Genomic DNA, 17,569 nt, shown 5'->3' with positions numbered 1-17,569 from the left:
TGTTTATCCTTCCCGAGAAACCTATACTCAGCTTCGGTAACTTTTGGGCCGTAACCTGCTAATTATTCGGCCGTTAACAAAAAATGCCATTTTTTATATCGATACTGTACGGGAATCAACAGCAGGCCTGATTTATGGTTAACGCCTATACTTATAGGGCACTTCCATATAGCCAATGCTAAGGAGAAGTCATTATGATGATTATCAATAAACGTTTCGCCACCGCCGCTCTGGCACTGACTCTGGCGTTTTCACTCAGTGCCTGTTCCAACATGTCCAAACGCGATCGCAACACCGCTATCGGTGCCGGCGCAGGTGCAGTCGGCGGCGCAGTGCTGACAGACGGCAGCGCGTTGGGTACGCTGGGCGGGGCTGCGGTAGGGGGCATTATCGGTCACCAGGTTGGTAAATAACCTGACCGAGCGCCCTCGGCCGACAGGCTGGCAAAAGCGCTTTGGCGCTTTGACGTATTAACCAATAACGATGATTTCAGGTCTGTTTTACTTTAAGTCTATGGTTCTTTTGCCGTTAACGGGCTAATCCCCGGCAGCAACAACCTCAAGCCATGCCACGGCATTGCACCGCGGCATGGCGATTCACCTCAACCGCCCGCCAGTTTGACCTTCATGCCTTTGGCTTCCAGCAGTTGCTTGAGCAGATCGCGTTTATCGCCCTGGATCTCGATGACCCCGTCTTTCACCGAACCGCCGCAGCCGCATTTCTTTTTCAGCTCGGCCGCCAGTTTGTCGAGCGCAGCATCATCCAGATCGACGCCGGCGATCAGGCATACGCCCTTCCCCTTGCGGCCGCTGGTCTGACGCTGGATGCGCACGATGCCGTCGCCCTTGGCGCGTTGCGGTTTAACCTCTTCCTGCTTGATGCGGCCGGTGTCCGTGGAATACACCAGGCGGCTGTTATCGTCATTCATCGGCGGTTCCTCAGGCCAAAGAGGCGCGGATCGCGCGCAGCGTCGCGGCCGGATCGGCAGATTGGGTGATCGGACGCCCAATCACCATGTAGTCCACGCCGGCGGCCTGCGCCTGCACCGGCGTCATAATACGGCGCTGATCGCCCGCCGCGCTGCCTTCTGGGCGGATCCCCGGCGTAACCAGTTGGAAAGCCTGCCCGCAGGCCGCCTTCAGCCGCTGCGCTTCGTGTGCCGAACACACCACGCCGTCCAGCCCGCAGTCGCGGGTCAGACGCGCCAAGCGCTCGGCGTGTTCCGCCGGGCTGGCCTCAATGCCGATGCCGCGCAGGTCTTCCGCTTCCATGCTGGTCAACACCGTCACGGCAATCAACAGCGGCGCATCCGCCCCGAATGACGCCAGCGCTTCTTTAGCGGCGGTCATCATGCGCGCGCCGCCGCTGGCATGGACGTTGACCATCCAAACGCCCAGTTCGGCCGCCGCCGCGACCGCATGCGCGGTGGTATTGGGAATATCGTGGAATTTCAGGTCAAGAAATACGTCGAAGCCGCGCCCATGCAGATCGCGCACCAATTGCGGCCCAAACAGCGTGAACATTTCTTTGCCCACTTTCAGCCGGCAGTCTTGCGGATCGATACGGTCGGCGAACGCCAGCGCGGCGTTCTTATCGGCGTAATCTAACGCCACAACGATTGGAGATGATTTTAAGTCATTGTTATTAGTGTTATTTTCAGACTTCATTTCTTCTACCTTCTGTAAAATAGACATAATCAGGGACTCACCCGCGAAACTGACCGCCGCATTCTACATGCCGGAGGGCAGAAATCCCAGCCGCAGCGCGCACCGGCGCTCTGTCATGTTACCGCTCACCTTTGTCATGGCGCGTCAACGAAAGCGCGTTAGCGATAAACCACGCAGCGTAAAACGCCGTAAAGATGCGTAAATTGTTGATCAGATATTTTGAATGAATTACTCAGCATTATCAGATTTTCAATCGACGTAGATGCTTTATTATTCAACCAATCGGAAGCGAATGGCTTCCTTCCTAAATAAACAGACTGGAGTCACCTATGAAAACCATCAAATATTTTGCAACCGCTGCCGCTATCGCACTGACCTCTTTCGCCACTTTCGCCGCTGAACCGATCAATAGCCAGCAGGCCGATAACCTGACCGCCACCGGCATCGTTTCCGCAGGCCACGCGACCACCCTCAGCAGCCTGGAAAAAAAGCTGGCCGCTAAAGCCGACGCTCAGGGCGCCAGTAGCTACCGCATCATCTCCGCCGGCGGTAACAACATGCTGAGCGGCACCGCGATCATCTACAAATAATGTTTCCGGTACAGGGCCCGCACGCTCGGGCCCTGCCTCTGTTTCTCGCCTAAAAAAACCCGCGTTTGCCCCGCCCTCATTTGTTACATAAATATTAAATTTTTATTACACACTAGACACCCGATCGCCAGTGGCTTAGCTTGAAGGCATCTTCCTGCAGAAAGGCTTTCAAAATGAGCGAGATATCGACACTTACCATTAAAATTCCTCTGGAACTCAAGGAAAAAATCCGCGCCGCCGCCGCTGAAAACGAATTTTCGTTGAGCGTGGAAGTGTGCCAGCGCCTGGAAAGCAGTTTCAGCGCGCCCGCCACCAAAGCAGAAAAACCGGCCAAAAAGGCGGATGACCTGCACCACGGCGAGATCGACAATCAAAGCACCGAAGAAGAAATTGAACAGCCGCTGAGCCAGAAAGAGCTGAAGAAACTCCGCCAGCTGTTGAAAACCGGCGCCAAAGGCGGCAAGAAAAAATAAGCGACGAACAGACGAACATAAAAAACGGGGCGATAAATCGCCCCGTTTTGTTTTGTCGCCCCGCCGCATTATTGGCCGTCCAGACCGCGGATCGGTTTAACCGATGACCAGGCGCGGCACGACGGGCAATGCCAATAGAGCGAGTGCGCGGTGAAGCCGCATTTGTGGCAGCGGTAACGCGGCTTGGTGCGAATTTGCTCGCCGACCATATCGCGCAACAGCAGCAGACTCTCTTTCGCCCGGCCGTCTTCGGCGTCCGCCAGGTGATAATCCATCAGCCGGTAAAACACCCGCATGGTCGGATGGCGTTGCAGCTGGCGGTTGATATAGACCTGCACCACGTCGCGCCCTTCGTGCTGCTCGATAATCTCGGCCAGCATCAGATCGGCGGTGGCGCCGGTGTTCTCTTCCACGCAGCGCTTCAGGAATTCAGCCCAGTTGTGCTGTTGTTCCGGCAGATGCGTGTAGCATTCCTGCAGCATCGGCAGCGTCTCGCTGACCAACTCTTTATCCTGGCTCAGAACGCGTTGCAGCGACTCTGCCGCTTTGGCGTAGTCGTTTTGCGCCATGTAGATGCGCCCGAACATGATGGACACGCGCGCACACTGTTTATCGGCGGCGGCCGCCCGTTTGAGCAGGCTCATCGCCCGATCGAGATCGTCGCTGCCCATCGCCTGCAGCGCCAACTCACAGTAAAAGTGCGCGATCTCGACGCGTTGCTTCTCTTTGCCCAGCTTGACCAGCTTTTCCGCCACGTCGATCGCTTTCTGCCAGTCGCTGGTCGCCTGATGGATCACCAGCAGTTGCTGCAGCGCCGAGACGCGAAAATCCGCTTCGTCAGTCAACTGGCTGAACATGTCTTCCGCGCGATCGTACAGCCCGGCCGCCATATAGTCGCGGCCCAGTTGCTGCACCGCCAGCAGGCGCTGTTCGAAGGTCAGAGAGGCGCTTTCCATCAAGGCCTGATGGATGCGGATGGCGCGGTCGACTTCGCCGCGCGAGCGGAACAGGTTACCCAAGGTCAGGTGGGCTTCAACGGTGTTGCTGTCCTCTTTCAACATGTCGAGGAACAGATCGACCGCCTTGTCCTGCTGGTTGGAAAGCAGAAAGTTCACCCCTGCCACATATTCGCGCGACAGGCGGTTGGCTTCTTGCTGTTTATCCTGCTGAGCGCTTCTGCGCCCCATGTACCAACCGTACGCGGCAGCCACGGGCAGCAACAGAAACAGCAGTTCTAACATAGAGGATTATTCCTTGCTGACAACAGGCTGAGCCGCCGGTTCTGCGGGCTGCTCAAGCTGCAGCTCCAGCCTTTTGATTTTGCGCTCGGCGCGACCCAGCGCAATACGCGTACGCAGGTAGAACAGGCCGCAAATGATCCAGCCGAGAACGAAACCGGCGCCAAACAGCGTGGCCAACAGGGTCGATACGCGATAATCCCCCTGCGCAACCAGATAGTTAAAATTGACCACCTGATCGTTATGCGCACCCAAGGTGACGGAAATCACGAAGATCACCAGAACCAACAAAAAAATCAGCAAATATTTCACATTCTTTCCCGCGATGCCGAGTGAATCGGATGAACGATGCCAAAATGTGGCGTCCCTAACCCTTAAGTTAGCATTTCCCGCTGCGGCAGGGAAACCCTGCCGCACGATAAAACCACATATCTGCTGGCATATTCGGCAGTAAACGGTCTTAGCGAACAAATTGATGAGAAAGCTTCTCAAAACGTCGAATTTATAAGGATATGGGGGCAACCGGGCGAATTGCAATGGCAGGAAAATGTAAGCGGTTAATGCGGCACCGGTCCGATGCCGCCTATTTTGTGACGCGGTCACATATCGATCATATCTCCGGCTTGCGCGCCGCGATTTCCTGCTGCTCTTGCGGCGGCGGCGTCAGCGGACCGAACCAGCGCTGCGCCAGCCAGCAGGTGATCACCACCAGCAGCCAACTGATCAGCGTAGCCATCGCCAGATCGCGCGGCCAGTGCATGCCCAGCAGCAGACGGCTGCCCATCACCCCCGTTGCCCACACCATCAGCAGCGCGACGGTTTTATAATGGCGGCGCGGCCACAGCAATCCGACGCCCAGCAGCGCCCAAGTGGCGGCGAACATCGTATGCCCCGACGGGAAAGCGAAGCCGGTTTCAAACTGCCAGTGCTTGCGCAGCCAGTTCGGCACCAGCGTCTGGTCTTGCAGTTGCTCGCGCACCAGCGCGCTGCGCTCTTTACGATGCAGCGAATAGAAATATTTTCCGTCCACGCCGTGGGTTTGCTCGAGCCATACCACAAACGGCCGCGGTTCTTGCACCCGATCCTTGATCAACGACTTGACCCCCTGCCCAATCACCAACGCGGCGGAAAGCAGGATCGCCAGACCGATGGCCGCTTTCAGCCGAAAGCGCAGGCACCACAAAAACCAACCGCAAAGGATAGCGCTGGTCAGAATGCCCCACGGCGAGGTCACGGTTTCGGTCACCCAGAACAGCGCTTTGAGCAGCCGTTCATTGCCGCCGGGCTGCCAATGCCAGCCGGATGCCCATACGACCAGCGGCATCAACAGCAGCAGCAGCGCGCCGCCCGCCGTACGTTTTGCTATCTCATACATTCCCGTTTTCCTCTGCGTGAATCAGGCTGCAGTGTAACAAGAGTGCAATATTGATAACACGCGAAAAATTAAACAGATAGGAAACCTATCGCAATAATAGGTGGCCAGAAAACGCCATCTGCTGGTTTGCTGAGCACCGCCCGGCAAGAAGTTGTGGCAAAATAGCCGATAATTAACGAAATAGAGATCGGCGTAGCACGTTTTAGTCTTGGTCAATTTACTGAACCGGACTTAGGATGCGCGACAATGATTGAATCGTAGGTTTTTGTGGAGAGTGACATGCAGCTGAAACGGGTGGCAGAGGCTAAACTGCCGACACCTTGGGGCGATTTCCTGATGGTAGGATTCGAAGAACTGGCGACCGGACATGACCATCTGGCACTGGTATTCGGTGATATTTCCGGCGAAGCGCCGGTGCTCGCACGCGTGCATTCCGAATGCCTGACCGGCGACGCGTTGTTCAGCCTGCGCTGCGACTGCGGTTTTCAACTGGAAGCCGCACTGGAGCAGATTGCGGAAGAAGGCCGCGGCATCCTGCTTTATCATCGCCAGGAGGGCCGCAATATCGGCCTGTTGAACAAGATCCGCGCCTACGCCCTGCAGGATAAGGGCGCAGACACCGTGGAAGCCAATCACCAGCTCGGCTTCGCCGCCGACGAGCGCGACTTCACCCTGTGTGCCGACATGTTCAAACTGCTGGGCGTCGACGCGGTGCGTTTGCTGACCAACAACCCGAAAAAGGTCGAGATCCTGACCGAAGCCGGTATCAATATCAGCGAACGCGTGCCGTTGATCGTCGGTCGCAACCCGAAGAACGAACGCTATCTGGCCACCAAGGCCGCCAAAATGGGCCATTTGCTCGACCAGAAGTGATCGCCACCGCCGCGGAAACAATCAGGGCGCCTTACGGCGCCCTTTTTATTGATTAATTACAGCATTTTCCTGATCACATAGTGCAGGATACCGTCGTTTTCGTAGTAAGTCAGCTCATTGCCGGTATCGATGCGGCACCGGGTGTCGACCACTTCCTTGCGCCCGTCGGCATAGGTGATGTGCACCGGCACCGTCTGGCCCGGCTGCAGCTGTTGCAGGCCGCCAACGCTGATCTGCTCATCCCCGGTCAGCCCCAGGGTTTTGCGCGTCACCCCCTGCGGGAACTCCAGCGGCAAAATCCCCATGCCGATCAGGTTAGAGCGGTGAATACGCTCGAAGGATTCGGCAATCACCACCCGCACGCCCAGCAGGCGCGGCCCCTTCGCCGCCCAGTCGCGGCTGGAGCCGGAACCGTACTCTTTACCGGCGATCACCGCCAGCGGCACTTTCTCCTGCTGGTACTGCATGGCGGCGTCGTAGATAGACAGCTGCTGTTGTGACGGAATATGGCGGGTATAGCCGCCCTCCACGCCCGGCACCATTTCGTTGCGGATGCGAATGTTGGCGAAGGTGCCGCGCATCATCACTTCGTGGTTGCCGCGGCGTGAACCGTAGGAGTTGAAATCCTGCGGCGCTACGCCATGCTCGCTCAGGTAACGCCCCGCCGGGCTGTCGCGCTTGATGTTACCCGCCGGCGAGATGTGGTCGGTGGTCACCGAGTCGGCCAGAATCGCCAGAATGCGCGCGTCTTTGATGTCCTGCACCGGATCCGGCTTCACCTGCATGGTGCTGAAGAACGGCGGATGGCGGATATAGGTAGAATCCTCCTGCCACTGATAGGTCGCCGAACCGGTCACCTGGATCGCCTGCCAGTTGGCGTCGCCGTCGAACACTTCGCCGTATTCCTTGTGGAACATCTCGGTGCGCACTTCTTCCACCGCCTGAGCGATGTCCTGGCTGCTCGGCCAGATGTCCTTCAAATAGACCGGCTGACCGTCATTACCCTCGCCCAGCGGCTCTTTGGTCAGATCGATCTTCATGCTGCCCGCCAGCGCATAAGCCACCACCAGCGGCGGCGAGGCCAGCCAGTTGGTTTTCACCAGCGGGTGGATGCGCCCTTCGAAATTACGGTTGCCCGACAGCACCGCGCCAACGGTCAGATCGCCCTCTTTGATCGCCTGCTCGATAGGATCCGGCAGCGGCCCGGAGTTGCCGATACAGGTGGTACAGCCATATCCCACCAGGTTGAACCCCAGCTCTTCCAGATAGGCGGTGAGTTTGGCGCTGTCGAAGTAGTCGGTCACCACTTTGGAACCCGGCGCCAGCGAGGTTTTTACCCAGGGTTTGCTGCGCAGCCCTTTCTTGACGGCGTTTTTCGCCAGCAGGCCGGCCGCCATCATCACGCTCGGGTTGGAGGTGTTGGTGCAGGAGGTGATCGCCGCGATCACCACCGCGCCGTCGCGCAATTCGTGCTGCTGCCCGTCCAACGTAAAGGTTTTGCCGTCTGTCGTGGCCTTGTGGCCGCCGATATCCAGCTCGGTAGCGGCCTTGAACGCCTGCGGCACATTCGGCAGCGCGACGCGATCCTGCGGGCGTTTCGGCCCGGCGAGGCTCGCCTCCACCGTCGACATGTCCAGCGCCAACGAGCTGGTGAAGACCGGCTCATCCCCCGGATTGCGCCACATGCCCTGCGCTTTGGCGTAGGCTTCCACCAGCGCGATTTGTTCGGCGCTGCGGCCGCTGAGCTTCATATAGCCGAGCGTAACGTCATCCACCGGGAAGAAGCCGCAGGTGGCGCCGAACTCCGGCGACATGTTGGCGATGGTCGCCCGGTCCGCCAGCGGCAGATCGGCCAGGCCGTCGCCGTAAAACTCGACGAACTTGCCGACAACGCCGTGTTTGCGCAGCATTTGGGTGACGGTCAGCACCAGATCGGTGGCGGTAATGCCCTCGCGGAGCTTGCCGGTCAGCTTGAAGCCGACCACATCCGGGATCAGCATCGACACCGGCTGGCCCAACATCGCCGCTTCTGCTTCGATGCCGCCCACGCCCCAGCCGAGGATGCCCAGGCCGTTGATCATGGTGGTGTGGGAATCGGTGCCCACCAGCGTATCGGGATAAGCCACACGGCGGCCGCTTTCGTCGCTGTGCCAGACCGTTTGGCCGAGGTATTCGAGGTTGACCTGGTGACAAATGCCGGTGCCCGGCGGCACCACGCGGAAGCGGTTAAAAGCTTTCTGCCCCCAGCGCAGGAAGGTGTAGCGCTCGTGGTTGCGCTGCATTTCGATACGCACATTGTCTTCGAAGGCGTTGTTATCGCCAAATTCATCGACGGTAACCGAGTGGTCAATCACCAGATCCACCGGCGACAGCGGGTTCACCTGCTCGACATTGCCGCCCAGTCGCCGTACCGCTTCGCGCATCGCCGCCAGATCCACCACCGCCGGGACGCCGGTAAAATCCTGCATCAGCACGCGCGCCGGACGGTAGGCGATCTCACGGTCAGCATGGCCGGTTTGCAACCAGGCGACGATGGCCTTGAGGTCGTCAACCTGCACGGTATCGCCATCCACATGACGCAGCAGGTTCTCCAACAGCACTTTCATCGATTTCGGCAACCGGTCGATAGCACCCAGCTGCTTCGCCGCCAGCGGCAGACTGTAGTAGTAATATTCGCTATTCAGCGCAACCAGCTTATCCAGACTTGTTTCACGAAGATCGGACGACATAGCTCCTCCATTTCTTATTGTGACTAAAACAGGGTAATCAGTGAGGTCTTGTTTAAAGATACCACAAAGACAAGTTAACGTTTTGATAACAACACGATTTGATCACAACGATAGGTGAGAACAATCAAGAAGAAGGAAGTGCGAGCACAGCCAAGGGGTTAGGCCACGCGTCAACGAAAACGCCGCAACGAGGCGGCGTTTTGGCAGCGAAAATCTCACGGCTTTAGCGGGGTTTGCGCACCAGGCGGCGACATACTGTGAGCACAACTGCAGCAATGATAGCAGAGACACCCAATTTAATGGCAATGACAGCCGAGTCGAAATTATTCATCCCTATTTCACCATCACCGCTAATTTCTATGTTGTTGGAAACGAAGCTGTCGAAAATTCCGTCTGGTAGGTAGCGCAACAACAAAAATGTTAGCAACAAGAACAGAACAATCCAGAGACTTTTTTTCATTGTGATACCACGCATTTACTGTAATCAGGCTCGCCTTGAACATCTATACGACCGTACGCCATCAGCCCTCGACCTCCAGGCACTCTCACCTTTCTACGCCTTAGCAGCGCATCCCGAAGGATCTGAAAGTCAGATGCCTGATAGAGAGTAATACATCCCCAAGAAACACCGGTGCCATCTGTGTTAAGTGGATGCAGTCTAAAACTGTTTCGAAAGACGCCATTTACGGCGAGGTAGTCACTCATAGTTTCATTGCTGAAGAGACCAAACCACTCAGAATGGCGATTCTTGTAGAGATGATACAGGTCAACCAACTCAGAACGAATTTGATTTGCAATACTGCCCTGTGGTCTGTCGACGATCCAGTATGTTCCTGGAGGAATGGCGGCTTTTTCACGATCCGAACAGTTTGGGTTGTTAATGTAATGCTCGATACCCGATAACACGTCGAATGTCCCCACTCCATAGCACCGTAATTTCGCTATCTTGCCATCACTTGATAAATCAGCGTAGTTAAGCCTGCATATCTGCATAACGTTGAATTTCCTTATTCAATTATCCGAACGTTTTGCAGTCTACTTAGAGGTGAACGGGTTGAAAAGAGGACGGTGGCTTTTCAGGATGATCCTGAGAAACAAGGAAGGTGCGGGTTTCCGGGCTAAAAAAACCCGGTTTGGCAGGCGCCTAACCGGGTTTGATTTGATATCGTCAACGATTATTTAATCGGCAGCTTGATGTCCTTGAACATCGCTTCGATTTCTTCGTTGGAGCGCAGCGCCACTGCGCTGTCGACCACGTCGCGCGTCAGGTGCGGCGCGAAGCGCTGAATGAAGTCGTACATGTAGCTGCGCAGGAAGGTGCTGCGGCGGAAGCCGATTTTGGTGGTGCTGTAGGTGAAGATGTCGCGCGCATCCACCGTCACCAGATCCGGATCCTGCACCGGATCCACCGCCATGCTGGCGATCACCCCTACCCCCAATCCCAAACGCACATAGGTTTTAATCACGTCGGCGTCAGTGGCGGTAAAGACGATGCGCGGCGTCAGGCCGGCGCGGTTGAAGGCGGTGTCCAGCTCCGAGCGGCCGGTAAAGCCGAAGGTGTAAGTGACGATCGGGTAAGCCGCCAGTTCTTCGATGCTGATGCTGCTTTTTCCCGCCAAAGGATGATCGGGCTTCACCACCACCGCACGGTTCCAGTGGTAGCACGGCAGCATGATGAGGTCGTCGTACAAGTGCAGCGCCTCGGTGGCGATGGCAAAATCGGCGGTGCCCTTGGAGACCGCTTCGGCGATCTGCGTCGGCGAGCCCTGATGCATGTGCAGCGAGACGCGCGGGTAACGCTCGATGAAGCCTTTGATCACGTTTGGCAATGCGTAACGAGCCTGAGTGTGCGTGGTGGCGACGTACAGCGAGCCTTTGTCCGGGTAGGTGTGTTCACCGGCGACGGCCTTGATGGCGTCTACCTTGGACAGCACTTCACGCGCGATGCGAATGATTTCCTGGCCGGCGGGGGTGACCTGGGTCAGATGCTTGCCGCTGCGGGCGAAAATCTGGATGCCCAGCTCATCTTCGAGCATGCGCACCTGTTTACTGATGCCGGGTTGAGAGGTATAGAGCCCTTCTGCCGTCGAGGAGACATTCAGGTTGTGGTTAACCACTTCCACAATGTAACGAAGCTGCTGCAATTTCATATCTTATACCATCCTAGGTTAAACACTGCGGCTTACCCGCAGCCAGGTATATCGGTGTCGCCCCGGTATGCTGAAACTCACAAGCCATAAACCCCGTGTTCTACCCTGATGGTGAAGAAAACGCCGTTGTTAATAAGCTTTAATAATAAAAAAACTTTTTATATAACCACTATACCACGATGCAGCTTCAAGTATAGATCCGCGTCACACTATGATAACGATTATTTTGCATTGGTATCAACGTGAAACGGCGGTGTCGGAGGGATAAAAACAGCAAAGGATAGATCCGTTTGCCCCTTTTCACCAATAAAAAAACCAGCCGCCAGGGCTGGTTTTTCATCTTGCAGGCAGGACATCGCCCTTACTTCTTGCCTTCGACCCACTTGCCGTCCACGTAGAACGCGGACCAACCGGTCGCCTTGCCGTCTTTTTCAGAGGAGACGTACTGCTGCTTGGTTTTACGGCTGAAACGCACCAGCGTTTTGTTGCCTTCGGCATCCGCCACCGGCGCATCGGCCAGGTAGCGCAGCTTCTCCGGCAGACGATCCTTGAAGCGAGCCAGTTCTTCCACCAGCGGCGCGCGGGTCTCGCGCGATTTAGGGAAGGTGTTGGCCGCCAGGAACACGCCGGCAGCGCCGTCACGCAGCACGAAATAGGCGTCGGACTTCTCGCACGGCAGCTCCGGCAACGGCACCGGATCTTCCTTCGGCGGCGCCACATCGCCGTTACGCAGTATCTTGCGGGTGTTTTTGCAGTTCTCGTTGGTGCAGCCCATGTACTTGCCGAAACGCCCCATTTTCAGGTGCATTTCCGAACCGCACTTGTCGCATTCCACCACCGGGCCGTCATAGCCTTTCAGGCGGAACTCGCCCTCTTCGATCTCATAGCCGTCACACGCCGGGTTGTTGCCGCAGACGTGCAGCTTGCGCTGGTTGTCGATCAGATAGCTGTCCATCGCCGTACCGCATTTCTGGCAGCGGCGGCGGGCGCGCAGCGCGTTGGTTTCCGCGTCGTCACCTTCGAGGATGTTGAGCACTTCCGCTTCAGGCACCAGGTTGATGGTGGTTTTGCAACGCTCCTTCGGCGGCAGCGCGTAGCCGGAACAGCCGAGGAACACGCCGGTGCTGGCGGTACGGATGCCCATCTTGCGGCCGCAGGTCGGGCAGTCGATGCTGGTCATCACCATCTGGTTAGGCCGCATGCCGCCTTCTTCCGGATCCTTCTCCGCCGTTTCCAGCTGCTCGCTGAAATCGACGAAGAACTCGTCCAGCACCGCTTTCCACTCGGCCTGGTTGTTGGCGACCTCATCGAGACCATCTTCCATGCGCGCGGTGAAGTCATAGTTCATCAGCTCGCGGAAGTTTTCTTCCAGACGATCGGTGACGATCTCACCCATTTTCTCGGCATAGAAGCGGCGGCTTTCCACCCGCACATAACCGCGATCCTGAATGGTTGAGATAATGGAGGCGTAGGTGGACGGGCGGCCAATGCCGCGTTTTTCCAGCTCTTTCACCAGCGAGGCTTCGCTGTAGCGCGCCGGCGGCTTGGTGAAGTGCTGGCTCGGGATCAGTTTCTGCAGATCCAGCTCGCTGCCGATTTCGACGTATGGCAGGGTGCGATCTTCATCGCCCTTGCGCAACGCCGGCATCACCTTGGTCCAGCCGTCAAAGCGCAGCGTACGGCCCTTGGCGCGCAGCTGATAATCGCCGGCTTTCACCGTCAGCGTGGTGGAATCGTACTGCGCCGGCGTCATCTGGCAGGCGACGAACTGGCGCCAGATCAGCTGATACAGCTTCTGCGCATCCGCTTCCATGTCTTTCAACTGCTCGGCGAGCACGTTCACGTCCGAAGGACGGATCGCTTCGTGCGCTTCCTGCGAATTCTCTTTGCTGCTGTACTGATTCGGCGCCTTCGGCAGGTATTTATCGCCGAAGTTGTCGCCGATGTAGCCACGCACCATGTTGAGCGCATCCTGGCTCAGGTTGGTGGAATCGGTACGCATATAGGTGATGTGGCCGGCTTCATACAGCCGTTGCGCCATCATCATGGTTTTCTTCACGCCGAAGCTCAGGCGGGTGCTGGCGGCCTGTTGCAGCGTGGAGGTAATGAAAGGCGCGCCCGGCTTGCTGCTGGTCGGTTTGTCTTCGCGATCCAGCACCGTGTAGCGGGCTTTTTCCAGCAACTTGACCGCGGCGTGAGTCTGCTCGCGGTTGACCGGCTTGAACGGTTTGTCGTGCGCGTGGGTCACTTCCATCTGCAGCGCGGTTTCACCCTTCGCCAGCAGATCGGCATGCAGTTCCCAGTACTCTTCCGGCACGAACGCCTTGATGTCGCGTTCGCGCTCAACCACCAGACGCACCGCCACCGACTGCACACGGCCGGCGGACAGGCCGCGGGCGATTTTCTTCCACAGCAGCGGCGAGACCATATAGCCCACCACGCGGTCCATAAACCGGCGCGCCTGCTGCGCGTTGACGCGATCAATGTTCAGCTCGCCCGGCTGTTTGAACGCCTGCTGGATCGCGTTTTTGGTGATTTCGTTAAACACCACGCGGCTAAAGCGTTTGTCATCTCCACCGATCACTTCCCGCAGGTGCCAGGCGATGGCTTCCCCTTCGCGGTCAAGGTCGGTTGCGAGATAAATGTGGTCGGCGTTTTCCGCCAACGATTTTAACTCGGCGACCACTTTTTCTTTACCCGGCAGGATTTCATAATGCGCTTTCCAGCCGTGGTAAGGGTCGACGCCCATGCGATTTACCAGCGCCGCCTTCTCATCTTTTTTAACTTTTTTCTTGGCTTTGTCTTCGGTTGAGTCAGCGCTCTTTTTGCTGGCTGAGCCACTGGTCGGCAAATCACGGATGTGACCGACGCTGGACTTCACCACGTAGTCACTTCCTAAATATTTATTAATAGTTTTGGCTTTTGCCGGGGACTCAACTATTACGAGAGCTTTACCCATATTTACCTTTACCTAATTTATTTCTTCTAAAAAGAAGTCTTTTATCTCGCCGTGCCGCGGCAATTCGTGTCTCTTTTTTTATATTGCGGCAGTCTGGCAAGAGATCAACAGATTTTTTTCTTTTGGTTGCCCAACTGCTCAACCTGAACGCAAGTTGTTGATCCTGCCTGCTATTCACCCATGCCCCAGAAGTATGGCTGTGTGAGTTTTATTCATGGCGTAAACAAAACCTTCCACCCGACGCCGCAAAATCCCACACTGTACCTGATAAAAAGCGTCACGCAACCTAATTAGCATGGAAAGTCCGATTTCGCCAACCGGCGGCCGCCCATGGCCATCCAGACGGCAAATAAACCTTAGTCGGTTTGCGGATAAAAGCGAACCGGCGTTAGAATATGCGCAGAGTTTTTAGTTTGGAGTCTAATAAATGCGCACGAATACTGCACCTATCGGCCGCGAGGCCCTGCTGGCGGAAGCAAATAACATCATCCGCCAACACGAAGATTATCTGCACGGCATGATCGCCACCGACGTTGAACAAAAAAGCGGCGTTTTAGTTTTTCGCGGCGAATACTTTTTGGATGCCGATGGATTGCCCACCGCCAAAACCACCGCGGTATTTAATATGTTTAAACATTTGGCTCACCTACTTTCGGAAAAATACCACCTGGTCGATTAAGACAAGAAAACGGGGGCGCCTGGCCCCCGTTGATTCACGCTCTCGTTGCCGTTACAACAACGGCTTTTCCCCACGCTGCCACCAGCGCAGCAGCAAACGATCGACGCTTTCCGCCGCGCTGCCGGTGAAGCGATCCATCAGGCGTTTGCGGCGCGTATAGCGCACGGCGATCACTTCGTGGTTATCCAGCTCGGCGATCAGCAAATCATCGCTGGTGCCGATGGCGTCGATCAGGCCCTTCTCTTTCGCCTGTGAACCGAACCAGTGCTCACCGGTGGCGACACTGTCGATGTCGAGCGACGGGCGCTGCTCATGCACAAAGCGCTTGAACAGCTCGTGCGTTTCGTTCAGATCTTCTCGGAACTTCTCGCGCCCTTGTTCGGTGTTTTCGCCAAACAGCGTCAGCGTGCGTTTAAATTGCCCGGCGGTATGCAACTCCACGTCGATATCGTTCTTTTTCAACAGGCGGTGGAAGTTCGGGATCTGCGCCACCACGCCGATGGAACCGATAATGGCGAACGGCGCCGCCACGATGCGATCCGCAACGCAAGCCATCATGTAGCCGCCGCTGGCCGCCACTTTATCCACCGCGACCGTCAGACGAATACCGCCTTTGCGCAGGCGCTCCAACTGCGAAGCCGCCAGGCCGTAGCCGTGCACCACCCCGCCAGGGCTTTCCAGGCGCAACAGAACTTCATCCTGCGCCGACGCCACCGCCAGCACCGCCGAGATCTCTTCGCGCAGCGAGGTGACCTCGTGCGCGTCCATGCTGCCCTTGAAATCCAGCACATACAGGCACGGCTTGGCCACTTCCACCGCGCCGGACTTGGCGCGCTGCTTCTTCAATTTGTCATCAGATTTGGTCTGCTTCTTGAACTGTTTCAGCCAAACCTTCTGCTCGGCGGCATCCATGCGCGCCAGGCGCATATCGCGCTGCATCTCGCGATACTGTTCGCCGAGATCGGTCAGCTGCAGCTCCCCTTTCTGGCGGCTCTTGCGTTGCCCCAAACTGACCGCCAGGATGGCCAACGCAGCGATGGCGAGCACCACCGTGGCGACCTTGGCCAGAAACAGGCCATAAACAGATATAAACTCCACAGATTCCGCCTTTATTTACAGGTTGTTAGTATGCTTATTTCCATTTTAGCCAACCGCAGCGGCTGCTGTCGCGGCTAAATGAAAATTCATTGCGCACAGAGCATCACTATGGGGACGATTTACGGCCGAACCAAGCCGCCACCGCCGCGCTTTTGTTACAAAAGAATGCCATTTCAGCCTGCTACGCATTGAAAATGCCTGCGGATTAAGGCATATAACACCCATTATTCATCAATATGATGAGACGGATTCGCTGCGCGGCCCGCAGACGGTCGAGCCTTCGCTCCCGCCCCGGCCGCGCGTTTCACCCTTGCTCCCCGATATCCGCGGGAGAACAGCCACCCAGGCGAGGATTTATCGTGCATTACCAACCCAAACAAGATCTGCTCGAACAACGTATCATTTTGGTCACCGGCGCCGGCGACGGCATCGGCCGCGAAGCGGCGCTGACCTACGCGCGCTTCGGCGCTCAGTTGGTGCTGCTGGGGCGCACCGAGAGCAAACTGCTGGCGGTACAACAAGAGATCGCAGCCCTGGGCGGCGCCCCGGCCCTGGTGGTCACGCTCGACTTGCTGCACGCCACTCAGGAGCAATGCCGGCAGATAGCCGACGATCTGGCGCGCCAGATCCCCCGCCTTGACGGCGTGTTGCACAACGCCGGCCTGCTCGGCGACATCGCGCCGATGGCCGACCTGTCGATAACCATGTGGCAAGAAGTGATGCAGGTTAACGTCAACGCCACCTTTATGCTGACTCAGGCACTGCTGCCGCTGCTGCTGAAATCCCACGCCGGTTCACTGGTGTTCACCAGCTCCAGCGTCGGGCGTACCGGCCGCGCAGACTGGGGTGCCTATGCGGTGTCAAAGTTCGCCACCGAGGGCATGATGCAGGTGTTGGCCGACGAGTATAAAAACCGCAATCTGCGGGTGAACTGCATCAATCCGGGCGGCACCCGCACCAAAATGCGCGCATCTGCCTTCCCGCACGAAGACAAGAACAAGCTGAAAACCCCGGCCGATATCATGCCGCTGTATCTGTATTTGATGGGCGAAGACAGCCGCCGCAAAACCGGCATGAGCTTCGACGCGCAGCCGAACCGCAAACCCGGCGCAGCCGAATAATCAGGAGCGTTTCATGGCGGAAGATCGTCATCAACAGCGCCAGCAGCGCCTGAAAGAACAGGTCGATGCGCGCATCGCTGCGGCGCAGGACACCCGCGGCCTGCTGCTGGTGTTTACCGGCAACGGCAAGGGTAAAACCACCGCCGCCTTCGGCACCGTCACCCGCGCGGTCGGCCACGGCATGCGCGCCGGGGTGATCCAGTTCATCAAGGGCGAATGGCCCAATGGCGAAAAGAATCTGCTGCAGCAACACGGCGTTGAATTTCAGGTGATGGCCACCGGTTTCACCTGGGAAACGCAAAACAAGGCCGGCGACACCGCCGCCTGCCAGGCGGTGTGGCAGCACGGCAAACGCATGCTGGCCGACAGCGGCCTGGATCTGGTTCTGCTGGATGAAGTGACCTACATGCTGACCTACGGCTATCTGGAACTGGAAGAGCTGAAGGAAGCGCTCCTGCAACGCCCTGCGCATCAAACGGTGATCCTGACCGGGCGCGGCTGCCATCGCGATCTGCTGGAACTGGCGGATACGGTCACGGAGATGCGGCCGGTGAAACACGCATTCGACGCGGGCGTGAAGGCGCAACAGGGGATCGATTGGTAACAAAACGTTCTGG

19 protein-coding genes are annotated in these 17,569 nt (G+C 57.2%); 7 read left to right on the top strand and 12 right to left on the bottom strand.

Features of this window, described 5'->3' with window-relative positions:
* Positions 1–194 precede the first annotated feature (194 nt).
* Positions 195–413, top strand: a complete 219-nt coding sequence (gene osmB / locus ACMGGK_RS10240; RefSeq protein ID WP_004945176.1) for an osmotically-inducible lipoprotein OsmB — start codon at positions 195–197, stop codon at positions 411–413.
* A gap of 188 nt (positions 414–601) precedes the next feature.
* Here the strand turns inward: osmB and yciH are convergent, their stop codons facing one another.
* Both yciH and pyrF read right to left on the bottom strand, forming a co-directional pair.
* Entirely contained in the window at positions 602–928 is a 327-nt protein-coding gene (yciH, locus tag ACMGGK_RS10235; RefSeq protein WP_016927535.1) for a stress response translation initiation inhibitor YciH, read from the bottom strand.
* 10 nt (positions 929–938) lie between these two features.
* Positions 939–1,667 (bottom strand): orotidine-5'-phosphate decarboxylase, encoded by a 729-nt coding sequence (gene pyrF, locus ACMGGK_RS10230; RefSeq protein ID WP_028127463.1) that lies wholly within the window; start codon positions 1,665–1,667, stop codon positions 939–941.
* Positions 1,668–1,996: 329 nt separating this feature from the next.
* Here pyrF and bhsA point away from each other — a divergent pair, with 329 nt between their 5' ends.
* Positions 1,997–2,257: a multiple stress resistance protein BhsA gene (gene bhsA, locus ACMGGK_RS10225; RefSeq protein WP_016927533.1), complete on the top strand. Its 261-nt coding sequence runs from the start codon at positions 1,997–1,999 to the stop codon at positions 2,255–2,257.
* 173 nt (positions 2,258–2,430) lie between these two features.
* The gene (locus ACMGGK_RS10220) at positions 2,431–2,730 is read left to right on the top strand and encodes an Arc family DNA-binding protein (protein WP_004930644.1); all 300 of its coding nucleotides are present in this window, start codon (positions 2,431–2,433) and stop codon (positions 2,728–2,730) included.
* A 68-nt stretch (positions 2,731–2,798) separates the two neighbouring features.
* Here ACMGGK_RS10220 and lapB read toward each other — a convergent pair whose 3' ends face one another.
* From lapB to pgpB, 3 genes are all read right to left on the bottom strand, one after another.
* Positions 2,799–3,971 (bottom strand): lipopolysaccharide assembly protein LapB, encoded by a 1,173-nt coding sequence (gene lapB / locus ACMGGK_RS10215; protein ID WP_016927532.1) that lies wholly within the window; start codon positions 3,969–3,971, stop codon positions 2,799–2,801.
* 6 nt (positions 3,972–3,977) lie between these two features.
* Positions 3,978–4,280: a LapA family protein gene (locus tag ACMGGK_RS10210; RefSeq protein WP_004930650.1), complete on the bottom strand. Its 303-nt coding sequence runs from the start codon at positions 4,278–4,280 to the stop codon at positions 3,978–3,980.
* A 298-nt stretch (positions 4,281–4,578) separates the two neighbouring features.
* Positions 4,579–5,343 (bottom strand): phosphatidylglycerophosphatase B, encoded by a 765-nt coding sequence (gene pgpB, locus ACMGGK_RS10205; RefSeq protein ID WP_049299398.1) that lies wholly within the window; start codon positions 5,341–5,343, stop codon positions 4,579–4,581.
* Between the two features lie 279 nt (positions 5,344–5,622).
* On the opposite strand from pgpB, the gene ribA reads away from it, so the two are divergent.
* Complete coding sequence (ribA, locus tag ACMGGK_RS10200) at positions 5,623–6,216, top strand: GTP cyclohydrolase II (RefSeq protein ID WP_004930678.1); 594 nt, start codon at positions 5,623–5,625, stop codon at positions 6,214–6,216.
* Positions 6,217–6,272: 56 nt separating this feature from the next.
* On the opposite strand, the gene acnA is transcribed toward ribA, so the two are convergent.
* From acnA to topA, 6 genes are all read right to left on the bottom strand, one after another.
* Positions 6,273–8,945, bottom strand: a complete 2,673-nt coding sequence (acnA, locus tag ACMGGK_RS10195; protein ID WP_164053760.1) for an aconitate hydratase AcnA — start codon at positions 8,943–8,945, stop codon at positions 6,273–6,275.
* A 223-nt stretch (positions 8,946–9,168) separates the two neighbouring features.
* Positions 9,169–9,405: a hypothetical protein gene (locus tag ACMGGK_RS10190; RefSeq protein ID WP_079449787.1), complete on the bottom strand. Its 237-nt coding sequence runs from the start codon at positions 9,403–9,405 to the stop codon at positions 9,169–9,171.
* A complete protein-coding gene (locus ACMGGK_RS10185; protein ID WP_313958302.1) occupies positions 9,402–9,866 on the bottom strand; it encodes a DUF2778 domain-containing protein in 465 nt (154 codons plus the stop codon). Before ACMGGK_RS10185 ends, ACMGGK_RS10190 begins: the two co-directional genes overlap by 4 nt.
* Before the next feature lie 254 nt (positions 9,867–10,120).
* Complete coding sequence (cysB, locus tag ACMGGK_RS10180) at positions 10,121–11,095, bottom strand: HTH-type transcriptional regulator CysB (protein ID WP_004930690.1); 975 nt, start codon at positions 11,093–11,095, stop codon at positions 10,121–10,123.
* Positions 11,096–11,316: 221 nt separating this feature from the next.
* Positions 11,317–11,451, bottom strand: a complete 135-nt coding sequence (locus ACMGGK_RS10175) for a hypothetical protein (RefSeq protein ID WP_255253503.1) — start codon at positions 11,449–11,451, stop codon at positions 11,317–11,319.
* A 5-nt stretch (positions 11,452–11,456) separates the two neighbouring features.
* Positions 11,457–14,054 (bottom strand): type I DNA topoisomerase, encoded by a 2,598-nt coding sequence (gene topA, locus ACMGGK_RS10170; protein ID WP_004930691.1) that lies wholly within the window; start codon positions 14,052–14,054, stop codon positions 11,457–11,459.
* Positions 14,055–14,481: 427 nt separating this feature from the next.
* Between topA and ACMGGK_RS10165 the strand changes: the two genes are divergently transcribed.
* Positions 14,482–14,733, top strand: a complete 252-nt coding sequence (locus tag ACMGGK_RS10165) for a YciN family protein (RefSeq protein WP_004930700.1) — start codon at positions 14,482–14,484, stop codon at positions 14,731–14,733.
* A 51-nt stretch (positions 14,734–14,784) separates the two neighbouring features.
* Here ACMGGK_RS10165 and sohB read toward each other — a convergent pair whose 3' ends face one another.
* Entirely contained in the window at positions 14,785–15,831 is a 1,047-nt protein-coding gene (sohB, locus tag ACMGGK_RS10160) for a protease SohB (RefSeq protein ID WP_004930703.1), read from the bottom strand.
* Positions 15,832–16,190: 359 nt separating this feature from the next.
* Between sohB and ACMGGK_RS10155 the strand changes: the two genes are divergently transcribed.
* Both ACMGGK_RS10155 and cobO read left to right on the top strand, forming a co-directional pair.
* On the top strand, positions 16,191–16,952 hold the full coding sequence (locus tag ACMGGK_RS10155; RefSeq protein WP_016927526.1) for a YciK family oxidoreductase: 762 nt from the start codon (positions 16,191–16,193) through the stop codon (positions 16,950–16,952).
* 13 nt (positions 16,953–16,965) lie between these two features.
* Positions 16,966–17,556 carry a cob(I)yrinic acid a,c-diamide adenosyltransferase gene (gene cobO, locus ACMGGK_RS10150; RefSeq protein ID WP_016927525.1) on the top strand — a complete coding sequence of 197 codons (591 nt, stop codon included), beginning with the start codon at positions 16,966–16,968 and terminating at the stop codon, positions 17,554–17,556.
* Positions 17,557–17,569 lie beyond the last annotated feature (13 nt).

The organism is Serratia sp. BNK-33-b, from assembly GCF_048684565.1.
Taxonomy (GTDB): Bacteria; Pseudomonadota; Gammaproteobacteria; order Enterobacterales; family Enterobacteriaceae; genus Serratia; species Serratia marcescens.
This window is presented reverse-complemented; position numbering and strand designations above follow the sequence as displayed.

What these genes read in the sequence shown, in the direction of transcription:
- acnA (WP_164053760.1), bottom strand. Translation starts at nt 8,945, where the DNA reads ATGTCGTCCGATCTTCGTGAAACAAGTCTGGATAAGCTGGTTGCGCTG.
- cysB (WP_004930690.1), bottom strand. Translation starts at nt 11,095, where the DNA reads ATGAAATTGCAGCAGCTTCGTTACATTGTGGAAGTGGTTAACCACAAC.
- bhsA (WP_016927533.1), top strand. Translation starts at nt 1,997, where the DNA reads ATGAAAACCATCAAATATTTTGCAACCGCTGCCGCTATCGCACTGACC.
- pgpB (WP_049299398.1), bottom strand. Translation starts at nt 5,343, where the DNA reads ATGTATGAGATAGCAAAACGTACGGCGGGCGGCGCGCTGCTGCTGCTG.
- ribA (WP_004930678.1), top strand. Translation starts at nt 5,623, where the DNA reads ATGCAGCTGAAACGGGTGGCAGAGGCTAAACTGCCGACACCTTGGGGC.
- topA (WP_004930691.1), bottom strand. Translation starts at nt 14,054, where the DNA reads ATGGGTAAAGCTCTCGTAATAGTTGAGTCCCCGGCAAAAGCCAAAACT.
- ACMGGK_RS10165 (WP_004930700.1), top strand. Translation starts at nt 14,482, where the DNA reads ATGCGCACGAATACTGCACCTATCGGCCGCGAGGCCCTGCTGGCGGAA.
- osmB (WP_004945176.1), top strand. Translation starts at nt 195, where the DNA reads ATGATGATTATCAATAAACGTTTCGCCACCGCCGCTCTGGCACTGACT.
- ACMGGK_RS10190 (WP_079449787.1), bottom strand. Translation starts at nt 9,405, where the DNA reads ATGAAAAAAAGTCTCTGGATTGTTCTGTTCTTGTTGCTAACATTTTTG.
- ACMGGK_RS10220 (WP_004930644.1), top strand. Translation starts at nt 2,431, where the DNA reads ATGAGCGAGATATCGACACTTACCATTAAAATTCCTCTGGAACTCAAG.
- lapB (WP_016927532.1), bottom strand. Translation starts at nt 3,971, where the DNA reads ATGTTAGAACTGCTGTTTCTGTTGCTGCCCGTGGCTGCCGCGTACGGT.
- cobO (WP_016927525.1), top strand. Translation starts at nt 16,966, where the DNA reads ATGGCGGAAGATCGTCATCAACAGCGCCAGCAGCGCCTGAAAGAACAG.
- ACMGGK_RS10175 (WP_255253503.1), bottom strand. Translation starts at nt 11,451, where the DNA reads ATGTCCTGCCTGCAAGATGAAAAACCAGCCCTGGCGGCTGGTTTTTTT.
- pyrF (WP_028127463.1), bottom strand. Translation starts at nt 1,667, where the DNA reads ATGAAGTCTGAAAATAACACTAATAACAATGACTTAAAATCATCTCCA.
- yciH (WP_016927535.1), bottom strand. Translation starts at nt 928, where the DNA reads ATGAATGACGATAACAGCCGCCTGGTGTATTCCACGGACACCGGCCGC.